The sequence below is a fragment of the Candidatus Marinimicrobia bacterium CG08_land_8_20_14_0_20_45_22 genome (assembly GCA_002774355.1).
GTDB lineage: Bacteria > Fidelibacterota > UBA2242 > UBA2242 > UBA2242 > 0-14-0-20-45-22.
This window is the reverse complement of sequence record PEYN01000158.1, coordinates 1-13,197: the sequence shown is the minus strand read 5'-3', so window position 1 is coordinate 13,197 and position 13,197 is coordinate 1. Positions and strand designations below refer to the sequence as shown.

The 13,197-nt window shown below is 44.5% G+C and carries 15 protein-coding genes; 9 read left to right on the top strand and 6 right to left on the bottom strand.

The window, feature by feature from the left end; genetic code table 11:
* Window positions 1–10 precede the first annotated feature (10 nt).
* Genes COT43_09135 through COT43_09125 form a run of 3 tightly spaced genes read right to left on the bottom strand, consistent with a single transcriptional unit; the run spans window position 11 to window position 3,337 of the window.
* On the bottom strand, window positions 11–1,231 hold the full coding sequence (locus COT43_09135; GenBank protein ID PIS27670.1) for a multidrug ABC transporter substrate-binding protein: 1,221 nt from the start codon (window positions 1,229–1,231) through the stop codon (window positions 11–13).
* On the bottom strand, window positions 1,215–1,994 hold the full coding sequence (locus tag COT43_09130) for a macrolide ABC transporter ATP-binding protein (GenBank protein ID PIS27669.1): 780 nt from the start codon (window positions 1,992–1,994) through the stop codon (window positions 1,215–1,217). Before COT43_09130 ends, COT43_09135 begins: the two co-directional genes overlap by 17 nt.
* A 47-nt stretch (window positions 1,995–2,041) precedes the next feature.
* A complete protein-coding gene (locus COT43_09125; protein ID PIS27668.1) occupies window positions 2,042–3,337 on the bottom strand; it encodes an efflux RND transporter periplasmic adaptor subunit in 1,296 nt (431 codons plus the stop codon).
* Window positions 3,338–3,507: 170 nt separating this feature from the next.
* On the opposite strand from COT43_09125, the gene COT43_09120 reads away from it, so the two are divergent.
* From COT43_09120 to COT43_09105, 4 genes are all read left to right on the top strand, one after another.
* Window positions 3,508–4,074, top strand: coding sequence for an RNA polymerase subunit sigma-24 (locus COT43_09120; protein ID PIS27667.1), 567 nt, complete (start codon window positions 3,508–3,510; stop codon window positions 4,072–4,074).
* Window positions 4,071–4,499 carry a hypothetical protein gene (locus COT43_09115; GenBank protein ID PIS27666.1) on the top strand — a complete coding sequence of 143 codons (429 nt, stop codon included), beginning with the start codon at window positions 4,071–4,073 and terminating at the stop codon, window positions 4,497–4,499. Before COT43_09120 ends, COT43_09115 begins: the two co-directional genes overlap by 4 nt.
* A 5-nt stretch (window positions 4,500–4,504) precedes the next feature.
* Window positions 4,505–4,924, top strand: coding sequence for a hypothetical protein (locus COT43_09110; GenBank protein PIS27665.1), 420 nt, complete (start codon window positions 4,505–4,507; stop codon window positions 4,922–4,924).
* A 171-nt stretch (window positions 4,925–5,095) separates the two neighbouring features.
* On the top strand, window positions 5,096–5,992 hold the full coding sequence (locus tag COT43_09105) for a hypothetical protein (GenBank protein PIS27664.1): 897 nt from the start codon (window positions 5,096–5,098) through the stop codon (window positions 5,990–5,992).
* Window positions 5,993–6,045: 53 nt separating this feature from the next.
* Here COT43_09105 and COT43_09100 read toward each other — a convergent pair whose 3' ends face one another.
* The 3 genes from COT43_09100 to COT43_09090 all read right to left on the bottom strand — a co-directional run bounded on the left by COT43_09100 (window position 6,046) and on the right by COT43_09090 (window position 9,168).
* Window positions 6,046–6,624 (bottom strand): hypothetical protein, encoded by a 579-nt coding sequence (locus COT43_09100; protein PIS27663.1) that lies wholly within the window; start codon window positions 6,622–6,624, stop codon window positions 6,046–6,048.
* An 81-nt stretch (window positions 6,625–6,705) separates the two neighbouring features.
* Entirely contained in the window at window positions 6,706–7,404 is a 699-nt protein-coding gene (locus tag COT43_09095) for a hypothetical protein (protein ID PIS27662.1), read from the bottom strand.
* Window positions 7,405–7,533: 129 nt separating this feature from the next.
* Complete coding sequence (locus COT43_09090) at window positions 7,534–9,168, bottom strand: hypothetical protein (GenBank protein PIS27661.1); 1,635 nt, start codon at window positions 9,166–9,168, stop codon at window positions 7,534–7,536.
* Window positions 9,169–9,377: 209 nt separating this feature from the next.
* On the opposite strand from COT43_09090, the gene efp reads away from it, so the two are divergent.
* The 5 genes from efp to COT43_09065 form a co-directional block, all read left to right on the top strand.
* Window positions 9,378–9,938, top strand: coding sequence for an elongation factor P (efp, locus tag COT43_09085; protein ID PIS27660.1), 561 nt, complete (start codon window positions 9,378–9,380; stop codon window positions 9,936–9,938).
* A 15-nt stretch (window positions 9,939–9,953) separates the two neighbouring features.
* Complete coding sequence (gene accB / locus COT43_09080; protein ID PIS27659.1) at window positions 9,954–10,433, top strand: acetyl-CoA carboxylase, biotin carboxyl carrier protein; 480 nt, start codon at window positions 9,954–9,956, stop codon at window positions 10,431–10,433.
* Window positions 10,434–10,457: 24 nt separating this feature from the next.
* Complete coding sequence (gene accC, locus COT43_09075) at window positions 10,458–11,798, top strand: acetyl-CoA carboxylase biotin carboxylase subunit (protein ID PIS27658.1); 1,341 nt, start codon at window positions 10,458–10,460, stop codon at window positions 11,796–11,798.
* A 21-nt stretch (window positions 11,799–11,819) separates the two neighbouring features.
* Window positions 11,820–12,197, top strand: coding sequence for a glycine cleavage system protein H (gene gcvH, locus COT43_09070; GenBank protein PIS27657.1), 378 nt, complete (start codon window positions 11,820–11,822; stop codon window positions 12,195–12,197).
* 3 nt (window positions 12,198–12,200) lie between these two features.
* A partial coding sequence (locus tag COT43_09065) for an aminomethyl-transferring glycine dehydrogenase (protein PIS27656.1) occupies window positions 12,201–13,197 on the top strand: 997 nt, incomplete at its 3' end.

Sequence of the window (13,197 nt, the reverse complement as noted above, 5' to 3'; positions counted from 1 at the left end):
CCTCTTTGAATTATTCGTAACGCAATGCGTCGATCGGACTCAAGTTAGCGGCTTTGCGAGCGGGGTAAAATCCAAAGAAAATGCCGACTGAACCCGAAAACGCAAATGCGAGAATAACGATAAACGGTTTGATAACGGTTCGCAATTCTGTAAAATTATTTAGAATTCCAGAGATCAATAATGCGAGCAGAATGCCGATGATTCCGCCAAACAGGCTCAGAACGACTGATTCCGACAGGAATTGGACTAAAATGTCACTGGCTCGCGCTCCAATGGAAAGACGAATTCCGATCTCCCGCGTGCGCTCGGTAACGGAAACGAGCATAATATTCATGATCCCGATGCCGCCGACGATTAGCGAAACTCCCGCTACTGCTCCTAACAGAAGCGTCATCGTGCGGGAAGTCTGAGATGCCATATCGGTAATTTCGGTCTGGTTGGTGATGGTGAAATCGTCGTCGTCGCCTTCATCGAGTTTATGAGCTTCCCGAAGAATGCTTCGGATTTCCGCCTGCGCCGCATCCATTTTATCAGTGGAAACCGCTCCGGCGTTGATCATATCGATAAATTGTCGTCCCTTGAGACGGTACAAGACTGTAGTTGATGGCGCAAAGATAATGTCGTCTTGATCGTTACCCATCGCGTTTTTGCCTTTTGCTTTTAATACACCAATTACCGTGAAAGGTGTGTTTCGGATACGAATGGTTTCGCCAGTCGGATCTTGTCCTGGAAAAAGTTCGTCTGCTATCGTCTTACCAAGGATTGCGACCTTTTTACAAACCTGGACATCTCTTTCGGTAAAAATCTCGCCGTATTCCAGACCCCACTCACGGAGATCGAAATACTGGGGCGATACGCCGTTGATGGTTGTGCTCCAGTTCGTTCCGCCGCCGATTACCTGGCCGCCGCTTCGGACGATTGGTGACACGTCTTTCACGAGTGTAGCCTGTTCGGCAATTTTCTCGGCGTCCTTTAATGTGAACCGGTTGAAACTGCCTGCGCCCTGGCTGACACCGCCCGATTTACTTATGCCTGGAAAAATGACGATCAGATTCGTGCCAAGCGACGCAACCTGTTCGGCGATTTTTTCCTGTGATCCTTGGCCGACTGCCACCATGACAATCACGGCGCTGACGCCAATGATTATTCCCAAAGAGGTCAGCAGGCTCCGCATCCGGTTTTTCACGATGCTTTTCATCGCGACTTTTATCAGATTATAAATTCTGTTCATAAACATCCTCCGTCTCGGATCCGTTTGCTTTATATTGAGTCAGATCCGCTTGCGCATTTCGGCGACTTTGGATGATCCAGTCCTTGCGAATGCGACCGTCGCGCATTTCAACGATGCGAGTGGCGTAATCAGCAAAATCGCGTTCATGGGTGACCATTACAATCGTAATTCCTTCCTGATTGAGTGTTTGAAACAGTCCGAAAATTTCAATTGAATTCAGACTATCCAGATTTCCCGTCGGTTCGTCGGCCATCAGGATCGCCGGCTGAGTGACCAATGCTCTGGCAATGGCGACACGCTGTTGTTGTCCGCCGGACAGTTGATTAGGAAGATGGTTCATTCGATCCGCGAGACCGACACGCTCAAGCGCGCTTTTTGCCGCCTTCTGCGGCTCTTGGATCCGATTGTGCCGGTCATACATTAGCGGCAACTCGACATTTTCCAATGCTGTCGTTCTGGCGAGTAGATTGAATCCCTGGAAGACAAAACCGATTTTTTGATTACGAATTTCTGCGTACTCGTTTCGGTCGAGCGAATTGACATTTTCTCCATCTAAAAAATAATCGCCTGATGTTGGTTGATCCAAACAACCCAGCATGTTCATAAGTGTCGATTTTCCTGACCCGGAAGCGCCCATAATGGCGATAAACTCGCCACGCCGAACCGTTAAATTAATTCCTTTGAGCGCATGAATGCGGACGTCGCCCATTTGATAGACTTTAGTCAGATTGTTCGTGACGATGACGTTTTCGTTATTTTCCATTTTAATTTTTACTCCTGTCGATCTTTTTGATTAAAGTATCGTGATCGTTAAAATGGATGCGGTCCAAAGCCAGGCCCGCCCTGTCGTGAATTATTTGCGTTGGACGATTTCACGGATCCGTCGGGTGATGTTACGCTGGCGATAATCTGCATTCCTTCGGAAAGCCGGTGCGAGTTGACAACCTCGGTGTATTTTCCGTCAGTAATGCCGGTGCGAATCATTTCTAACTGAAGTTCTCCGCCGTTATCTAAAAACCAAACTCTTCCAATATTTTCTGGAATAGAGTTTGTAGATGACCGCTGATTTTGTCCGTTGGTGGATTTCGACGCTATCCGATTGCCGTAAGATGCGAATTGTTTTACCGCCAAAGAATCTGGATGAGGCGGTCTCCGTTTCGGCATGTTTTTTCGGAGAGACGCCATCATTTCATCCGTTGGCTGTATTTTCAGCGCCAGATTCGGAACCAGCAGGATGTTCTCCTTGTGTTCAATCAAAAAGTCAATCGTTGCCGTCATTCCGGGAAGCAGAAGGTTCTTTTCGTTCGTCGCGTCTAGAACGACCGTATAATTGACGACGTTCGAGACTGTTTCCGGCTGAAGCCAGATTTGGCGGACAACTCCCGTGAAAGTCTCGTTGGGATAACTCTGAACGGTAAATCGCGCCTTCATCCCAACTTTGATGGAGCCAATATCGCTCTCATCAACGAGCGCGCGAATTTCCATTTTAGTTAAATCTTCGGCGATTGTGAACATTGTCGGCGTGGTAAAACTCGCCGCTACGGTCTGTCCTTCCTCGACGTTCCGATATATTACTTTTCCATCGATGGGAGATTTGACGTAGGCGTATTTGAGTTCTTTTACGGCTCTATCCAGTGCAATTTTGGCGGTTTTCAGTGATGCATCCGTCGTTTTTTTATCCGTCTTCGATTGGATAATATCCTGTTCGGAAATTAATTTTTGCTGATATAGATCGGTGTTCCGGTCGTATTCATATATGGTCTGATCGTATTGCGCCTGCACGCGCTGGAGGTCGGATTCAGCCTGACGGACAGCCAACGCCAATTTCGTCGTATCAAGAACTGCCAACACCTGATTTTTCTTCACATTGTCGTTGAAATCAACGAACAAATGGTCGATGATGCCAGAGACCTGTGTGCCGACTTCAACGGTTCCGCGGGCTTTGATCGTTCCGGTTGCCGAAACGGTATTTTCCACATTTCCGCGAGTGATCTTGGCGTAGGTAAATTGCGATTCGGATTTCTCCTTTTCACGGGATAAAACGAACCAGCAGACAAGTCCAATTATCAGAACGGCTATTGGTATTATCCATTTTTTCTTTTTCATTATCTTTTCCTTTTATCTTATCGGTTCTTCATTTTTCAAATTCATGCAATAGACAATCCAAAAGTGGCTTTTATTCCGGCTTGATGGTTGATTTGAAAAAAAATGATGAACAGATTGGGAAAGCGGAATATATTTGTCGGTGCAAATGTCTAAGACATGGATGAAATAGAATCGGAGAAATCAAAAGTTTGAACGATAATGAGGCAATACAGGCATGTTTGACAGGAAATTCAGACGCATTTGCAGAGATCATACATCGGTACGAATCGAAAATTGCAGGAACAGTCGTTGGAATGCTGGGCAGATGCCCCGAAGCAGAAGATGTCGGTCAGGAAACTTTTATCAGGTTCTATAACAATTTAAATAATTTTCGTGGAGAAGCGTCTGTAGGAACTTATTTAACCCGAATAGCCATAAATCTTTCACTGAACGAATTGAAACGCCGTCAGCGGAAATCTTCGCGTGATACCTCTATCGATGATCCCGAAGTTTCCGAAAGTTTATATGAAAACCGGAATCGTATCGAAATCGAGGAAACGCGTGACGTTATTTACTGGGCGATTAGTCAATTGGAACCCAAACTTCAATCTGCGTTGGTTCTACGAATGATGGACGAGTGTTCAACGGAAGAAACAGCCGAAATACTTCAAATACCGATTGGAACAGTGTTGTCCAGATTTTCGCGTGCAAAAAAGCAACTGCTGAAAATTCTTAAACCTTATCAGGAGAATTTATGAGAAAAATTCGTGCACAAGAATTGTTGTTTCAATCTTTCGATCGGGATTTAGAACTCCGAGAGAAAAGACTGTTGGAAGCGGCGCTCAAAGAGCATCCCGAGTTAATCGAAGAGAGAAAAAGTCTTGAATCTATTTATCGACGGGCGCCAATCAGAAAGTCTATATCATTCAGCCCGTGGTTTGTCGATCGGACAATGAATCGGATTCGGGTGCTGTCGAATCAGAAAGAAAGCATCAATCTTTTTTTGAGTGGCTTTTTAACAGCGTTCCGGAGGGTCGCAGTGATCGCCTCTGCGATGGTTGTATTGATTCTCGCTTTCAATGTCAGCACATCTACCCAAACGAATCTATCTTCTGCCATTGGCATTCATGAAATTTCGATGGACGAGATGATTGACCCTATCAATTATTTTACAATGGAGTGAAAATTATGAAACTAACAACGAAAACTACTCTGATACTGATCGGCGTTCTGATCATTGGGATTGTAATTGGATCTGTCGGAGTTTCCAGTTACTTGCGTTTTCATCATGAGCGAAAAGTGGCGGAGTTCCGGCGCGGTAGAGGATTTGTATCCGAAATGGAACGGATAATTGATCCCAGACCCGAACAAAAGGATCAGATTCACTTGATTTTGAAGAAACATTCGAGATGGATTCAGAAGTTTAGCGACGAACAAATTCGTATTTTCGTTGTAAGTCTCGATTCGCTGAATCTTGAACTTTCCAAAGTTCTCACTCCGGATCAGATGAAACGTTTTGAACATCGAATGGAACAAATACGTCATCGACCGCCAAGACCAATCGATCGTCGTCCGGGTCCTCCACCGCCTCCGCCATTTGGTGAATAATATTTTATCCGCGCCAATATAAAATATAGGCGGAATAAAATAAAAAGTTAGGCTGTCTAATACTTGTTTTTTAGCAAAAAAGTCTGAGAAAAACTAGAATTAAAACCGTACACCTCCGTGTATACTCCGAGAAAAGAGGGCAACTTCTGGTTGCCCTCATGCTACATAAAAATGTATTTAAAAGGTGCGAAAATGAAAAAAAACATGTTTCTTTTAATTTCCTGCTTGGCTTTTGTGACAACGTTGTTGAATGGATGTAAAGAATCTGTAACATCAAAATTCTGGAGCGATAAAAAGATTGTCGTTGATGGGAAAGGAGACGAATGGCAGAACAGCATCAAGTGGAACGAAAAGATGAAATTCGGCTACGGCGTCGCTAATGATTCAAGTAATCTTTACCTTTATATGACTTGCTCAGACCGCGATCTTGAAAGACAAATCATGATGCAGGGACTGTCCTTGACAATTCAGCAAAGAGGCTCGAAAGGACGGGTTTTTGGAATCAAATTTCCATTAGCAAAGAATCTAACGGGTGTGGAAATGGGAGAGAGATCGTTCGGGAAATCTGGCTCAATGCCCGGAAGACGAACAGGACAACAAGAAAATCTATCAAATATGGTGGATGATATTCAAACTGAAATGATTGTCATTGGATCCGGAACGGATGACGAGAGAATCCTGCCATTGATCAATAAACAGGGACTTTCCGTTAAGATCAGTCGGGATCGGCAAAAGTTCGGGTACGAAATTCAAATTCCGCTGAAAATGATTGCCCAACAACTGAAAACCGAACCGCTATCTCCGAAGAATCCTTTAAATATTACGCTGAAAACAGAAAAAGCCGAAAAATTGATGGGACATTCTAAAGGAGGAATGGGCAAAGGATCTCAAGGCGGTGGTAGAGGTGGATTTGACGGCGGCGAACCGCCATCAGAGGGTGGAATGATGGATGGACAAGGAGGCCGCAGTGGCATGCGAGGCAGTTCAAGCGGCAGAGAACAGCCGGATGGCGGCTTTCAATCCTCTTTCTCGTTTAAGTTTACTGTATTATTGACGACGGATAAGTAGATGATTTCCGATGCGGATCGGTTGCAACTTTGCGACCGTCAACCGCTCTCGGATTATTTTAGCGGACAACGATAATATTCAAAGGTATAACCTGTACTGTTCCAGTTGGCGAACTTACGTACAACCTGACTGGATTTTGTGAATTGTGAGGCGACACCTTCCATCACGTGTCCCGAAATAAACTCGAAGTTTTTTCGCTTTAACGTACTTTGATAAACGCGCTTGAGCATCTTGCTAAGTCCGAACTGACGATGTTCTTTCCGAACGATAAAAGCGTATGTGTAGATCGTATTCTTTTTCCCAAGGTTCTCGTCGTATTTTGCCCATTCTTCCTCTTCAAAATATTCCAGCGGAACGCCGATGATGAATCCTTCGATCTGATCGCGAATTTTGACGATGAATGGCAATGTTTTTGGATAGTTGAAATATTTTTTGATTGAATTTCGGTTAAAACGCGCATTCTGCCCGAAGTTATCAACCAATGTTTCGGATATCTTGATTATTTTTGGATAATCGGTTTCACCGAGATGTTCGACTATCTCGACGGAAATTCCCGAAATCGTCGTCGCCAAAACCCGCGTCTTAGTTTCTGAAACGCTGACTTCGAATAACTCTTTGGAGTTCTTATCCATAGCAAATCAAAAATATAGGAAAACAATCAAATTAGCAATAACAAGTTTTTTAATAGGAAAGACGCGTGTCATTTTGGATTTTTACGCTTCGGTTTGTTCAATGCCCAGCCATTCGGGCAACCCATAAAGTGACTCATGAGTTGAAACGTGATAAGTTTGGATGCCGATTTTTTGGGCAGGAAGAATATCTGTGATTTCGGAATCTCCAACCATCAATGCTTTTCCGGGATGGACATTAGCCAGATTTAGAACCGATTTGAATCCGTTTAATGCTGGTTTAATATAGTTGAGTTTTTCGCGGACCGAAATCGGCAATCGCATAATGTCGGTGAATGTGTATCGACGGTTTTCGGGGAAAAAGTCCGTGATTCCCAGCGCGTTTAGAATTCGCGTGGTAACTTTCTCATTATTGCCGGTGAACAGGAGTATTGGATAATGGTAAGAAACGGATTTCAGCATTCGGATCAACCGTTCGTCTCGCGTAAGGATAGACTCGATATCAAGTTCGCGGTTGATCTCATTTTCATATTCCATCATATCCACGTCGTAAAAATAAATCAATGTCAGCGTGTTTGTCGGTCTGCCATTGATAATTTTTGCAAGTTGTTCTTTTTTTTTCATGAAAGCCGTCTGGGCTTCCATTTCACTTTTTCCGGTCGCCTGAGCGGCAAATCGGATGGCAATTTTTGGGTAAACGGAGTCAATGCCCGGGTTGACTGGATATAGTGTACCATCCAAGTCGAAAATGATCAGGTCAAAATCTTTTTCCATAGATATCATTTAATTAAGGAAAATTTGAATTTTATTTCCGCCGAGTTTTTTTGAAATATCGTGTGTGGCTGTAGCCAAGTGATTAAGAAGACCATTCATTGGAGTCTCTTCTGTTGATGAAAAATTGGACATTCAAATCTATGTTATTTCGTGCTGAGTGAACCAGATCGGATTAGTCAAAGCGATTTTATTCTGATTGGTTTCGACTTCGGCGCGGAAATACCCGCTTGTTGGCAGATTTTCAACCGGAATGGAAACTGTTTTTCTGCTGAAGGAGGAGAGAGAAGAAATGGTTCGGTAAAGGACTTCCTGTCTGTGGTCGAGATCGCCGAGATATAAACGAATCTGTCGAAGATTTCCGAAGTAACGCGAAGAAATTGCCTGAACCGAAATGGATTGTGGTTTCACGACATTTTCGCCGATGTAAAATTCCCGTTTATTCTCATTTTGAATGGAAATATTAGCAAAAGGACCATTGGTTGAAATGACTTGTCCGGTTTTCAGCTTAGCCGTTAGGCTGTCTGCGTCTTCTGTTGCCGCGGCTTTGAGACCCGTTCGGTGCTCGCCGAATTTTTGAGTGGGTTTTTCATTTAAACAAAACATTGGCATATAAATCTGTCGGTAACGGTTGAAGTTTCCGTGCGAATCGTTTCCAGCATAAACATACGAATGCCGGCCGCGCAATAATTGTCGGATCCATTCACGTTTTCCTCGCTCATATTCATTCTCCATGATTCCGTTCATGAACTGTAAACCGCCGAGTTTCCGATGGCTATCCCAGTAATTCCATGAGCCTCGTTTGAGTCCAAGTTTGTGGAAAAAGGGTGGATCAGCATACGGGTGCGCGGCAAAGACGAGCGCCTTTTCCGGCACAGATTCCAGGATTTTTCCATAATAGAGTTCGGATGCTTTTGCGAGAGATTTTTCCAGAGCGTCTCCTTCGCCCGGGTAATACTGGTCGTCATTCAAAACCACCATGTGAACGTTTTTTCCGATACCATTATCGGTCGAGACTTCTTCGCCGGGGATGATTCGGAAATTTGGATATTGGATGTTCAAATTCCGAATGGTCTCGCGTGAAATTTTCCACTTTGGAAGATTGGGATCGCGTTTAGTCCACGTGCCGTCCAAATCATCCAGATCGTACGAATGTTCCACTAAAGTACAAAACGAAATTCCCATCGATGAAGCAATGGGTTCGATAGCTTCCGCCGGAACCCCAAATTCTACCTGATCTTCTGTCCATGAAGAGTGACAGTGTAGATCGCCCCATATCCAATCTTTCGGAGATGGAAGCGGTTCGGAGTCGATAAAAATCGAAAAGTCGGCGTGCGAAGCGGTTCGATAGTTGTCATTTTTCACCGTAATCACCCGATTCCGAATCTGTACAGTTGCCTGACACTCGATGAAAATCCGCTCGTCTTTCCATGAATGAACATCCAAATTGTAAAATTTGACGAACCATTTTTGAGAAATATCGATGATCTCGTCACAAGATTTTTCTGATAGTATCTTTCCGGAGATCGGCGATTTGATTTTTACAGTAACGCTAAGCAATTTTACCGGAAACCAGTTAGCATCTTTAATCATTAGTAAAACGGGTAAACTGTCAGATTCGATCCGGTGCGGCGCATCGAAGATAATTTCAGGCTGTTTGCGATATAAAAATCCCTTGAAGAAAGGAAGGCGGTAATGAATCTCTGCATACATAAAAATAGGCAGAAAACCAATCAACCAACCGATGTGGCGCCACAACTCCAACCCGTTTGACATCGACACAAATATCACACCGAAACTTAAAATATTTAGTTATTATTTGCGAGGAGATTTTTCAGATTAGAGCGCGTGATGGATTTTTCCGGCATGAGATGATCTTCATAAAATGACTTGGATCGGTTGGTGGCGAAAATCAATTGATTCTAAAGCGGATAGCGTGTAAATTGCTGACCGCTTTATGATGTTTTTAGAATAGGGAGTTTTTCTTGGCTACTACAGCAGATATTAAAAATGGAATCGTCATTAATTCAGAAGGGAATTTATTAAAAGTTGTTGAGTTTCAGCATATCAAGTTGGGGCGTGGCGGCGCGCGTGTTTGGACAAAATTCAAAAATGTCAAAACAGGTTTGGTCGTTGAAAATACCTATCGTTCGGGAGAGAAGATCGATATTGTTCGTTTAGAATCCAGAGACATGCAATATTTGTATCGTGACGGATCGAACTACATTTTGATGGATGTTGAAACCTTCGAGCAATATCCTTTTCATGAAGACCTGTTCGAGAAAGCGGCTAAATTCATCAAAGAAAATGAGATTATCCATGTCTTGTACCACGATGAAACACCGGTCGATGTCGAAATTCCGCTATTTGTCAATTTAAAAGTGATCGGAACAGAGCCAGGGCTGAAAGGTGACACTGTCACCGGGGCGACGAAGGTTGCCACGCTGGAAACGGGCGCAAAGGTTGCTGTCCCGCTCTTTCTGAATGAAGGCGATACAATTCGAATCGACACCCGAACCGGAGGTTATGTTGAACGCGTCAAATAATCTGAAGGAGCGTTGATGAAAACATCTAAAATATTTGAGATGATCAAAATTCTCGAAACCTACGATCTCGATGAGATCGAATATTCCAAATGGAATTCCAAAATCCGGCTTGTCAAAGGCAAATCTGGTCATCCGCTTCAAGAATTTAATCCTTCCACCGTTCGGAATTTTCAGAAACCGAAACAATCGACTTACGTCGATTATACGCCTCCGTTTGAATCTCAATCTGCCGTGACGGAAGAGATCAACGAAAAAGGCATTGAAGTCAAATCGCCGATTGTTGGGACTTTTTACAGCGCACCGGCTACGGGAGCAGAACCGTATGTCAAGGTCGGCGACATGATCAAGGTTGGACAACCGCTTTGTATTATTGAAGCGATGAAAATCATGAACGTGATTGAGGCAGAAGTTTCCGGTAAAATCGAAAAAATACTTGTCGAAAATGGTAAGCCGGTCGAATATAATCAGACGCTTTTCGTCATCGAAAAATCATAACGCTACACAATCCGGCTGGTAGATTTGATTAAAAAAGTCCTGATAGCGAACAGAGGCGAAATTGCACTTCGGATCATCCGCGCATGCAAGGAATTGAATATCCCGACGGTTGCCGTTTATTCGACAGCCGACGCGCTTTCTCTGCATGTACGGTTTGCAGACGAAGCGGTCTGCATCGGTCCCGCTGATAGTAAAAACAGTTATCTTAAAACTTCGCAGATCATCAGCGCTTCGGAATTGACCAATGCGGACGCGATTCATCCGGGGTATGGATTTCTGTCAGAGAACGCCGACTTTGCGCAGATATGCGAAGATAACGAGATTACTTTCATCGGGCCGAAATCGAGCGTCATTCGCATGATGGGCAATAAAGCAGTTGCCAGAAAAACCGTCAAGCGCGCTGGTGTGCCGATCATCCCGGGAAGCGACGATGTCGTGACGAACTTTGCCGATCTCCATAAAATTGTTCAAAACATCGGATATCCGGTAATCTTAAAAGCGGCCGCAGGCGGTGGCGGAAGAGGTATGCGGATTGTTCGAGCCGACACCGATCTGGAAAATGCTTTTCTCACGGCACAGGAAGAATCGCGGATTGCATTCGGTAGTCCGGATTTATATGTTGAAAAACTCATTGAGAACGCACGGCACATCGAGGTACAGATTATCGGCGATAATTTTGGTGAAGTCGCTTATCTGGGCGAGCGCGAATGCTCCATTCAGCGGCGTCATCAGAAATTGATCGAGGAATCTCCATCGCCTGCCATGACGCCCGAACTTCGTGAAAAAATCGGGAAGTACGCTGTGAAAATTGCCAATGCGGTTGGTTATTCCAGCGCCGGAACGATCGAATTTCTCATGAGTAGCGATCGTAAATTCTATTTTATGGAAATGAACACGCGGATTCAGGTTGAGCATCCAGTGACGGAAATGGTAACCGGCATCGATTTGCTGAAAGAACAAATCCTGTTGGCTGACAATAATAAATTGCCGAAATGGCTGAAAAAATTCAAACTCCGCGGGCACGCGATTGAATGCCGAATAAACGCCGAAGACCCGCGCCGTAATTTCTTGCCAACACCTGGAGTAATTACCGCGTTTCATGCGTCTGGCGGCCCGGGGATTCGCGTCGATACGCACGTCTATGCCGGATATAAAATTCCTTTCAACTATGATTCGCTATTGGCTAAATTAATTGTGCATGGTAAGAATCGCGAGGAGTCGCTAGCCAGAATGGAACGCGCATTGGAAGAAATGATTATTGAAGGAGTTTCAACAACCGTTCCTTTTCATCAGGCAATCCTGCGCGATAAGTCGTTCCGGGAAGGTAAATTTACCACCGGTTTTCTCGATACTTTCCATTATTAATCTTCTCAGAGGAGGAAAATTATGAATGTGCCGTCAGATTTATTATTTACAAAAGACCATGAATGGGCGCTAATCTCTGGCGATGAGGCAAAAGTCGGAATCACAGAATATGCGCAACATGAGTTAGGAGATATTGTCTATATTGAATTACCCGTTGTCGGAGATCCGGTTTCCAAAGGCGATTCAATCGGAACTATCGAAGCCGTCAAAACCGTTGCCGATATTTATTCGCCGCTTTCCGGTGAGATCATCGAAATCAACGAAGCCTTGAAAGATGCCGCAGAACTGGTCAATAAAGATCCCTACGGCGAAGGCTGGATTGCTCGGATTAAAATTTCCGATCCGTCTGAAACAAAAAGCATGTTGACATCCGAAGAATATTCAAAACTGATCGGTTGATTTATGCACACAATTCCCAACACGCCAGAGGTTGAAAAAGAACTGCTCGACGCTATCGGCGTCCAGCGTTTTGAAGACCTTTTGGTGGACATTCCCAAAACATTTTTGGAAAAGTGCCGTATTCATTTACCGGAACCGCTCTCTGAACTCGAAGCGAGCCGCCATCTTCAAAACCTTGCCAACCAGAATCGTAATACGGAAGGTACGGTTTCGTTTCTGGGCGGCGGTGCCTACGATCATTTCATTCCTGCCGTCGTCGATTTTCTGATCGGTCGATCTGAATTTTATACCGCTTACACACCGTACCAGGCAGAAGTCAGTCAAGGAACGCTCCAATCCATTTATGAATACCAATCACTCACCTGTCACTTGATGGATATGGAAGTTGCGAACGCTTCGATGTATGATGGTGCGACCGCGCTGGCGGAAGCGGCTATTATGAGCTGCGGCATTACTAAAAAAGATAAAGTGTTGGTTTCGCCACTCATCAATCCCGGAACAATGAAGGTGTTGAAAACCTATCTGCCCAATCGCAATATCGAAGTCATTTTATTGCCGGAGAAGAACGGTCAGACCGATTTTTCGACTCTGCCGGAATTGATCGATGAACAAATAGCGGCAGTACTGGTTCAATCGCCGAACTTTTTGGGGTCGATCGAAGACCTTACGGGTATTTCCGGTAAGATTCATGAAAAGAATGCGATGTTCGTTCTCTTCGTCGATCCGATATCGCTGGGAATTCTGAAATCACCGGGCGGATGGGGCGCTGACATTGCCGTTTCTGAAGGACAGCCGCTGGGTATTCATCAGTCATTTGGCGGTCCTTACCTCGGCGTATTCTCAGCAAAAAAAGCGTTGGTCAGAAACATGCCGGGAAGAATCGTCGGACAAACCGTCGATGTCGATGGCAAACGCGGTTATGTTCTCGTGCTTCAAACACGCGAACAACATATTCGGCGCGAAAAAGCAACTTCGAATATCTGTTCTAACCAAGGCTTGA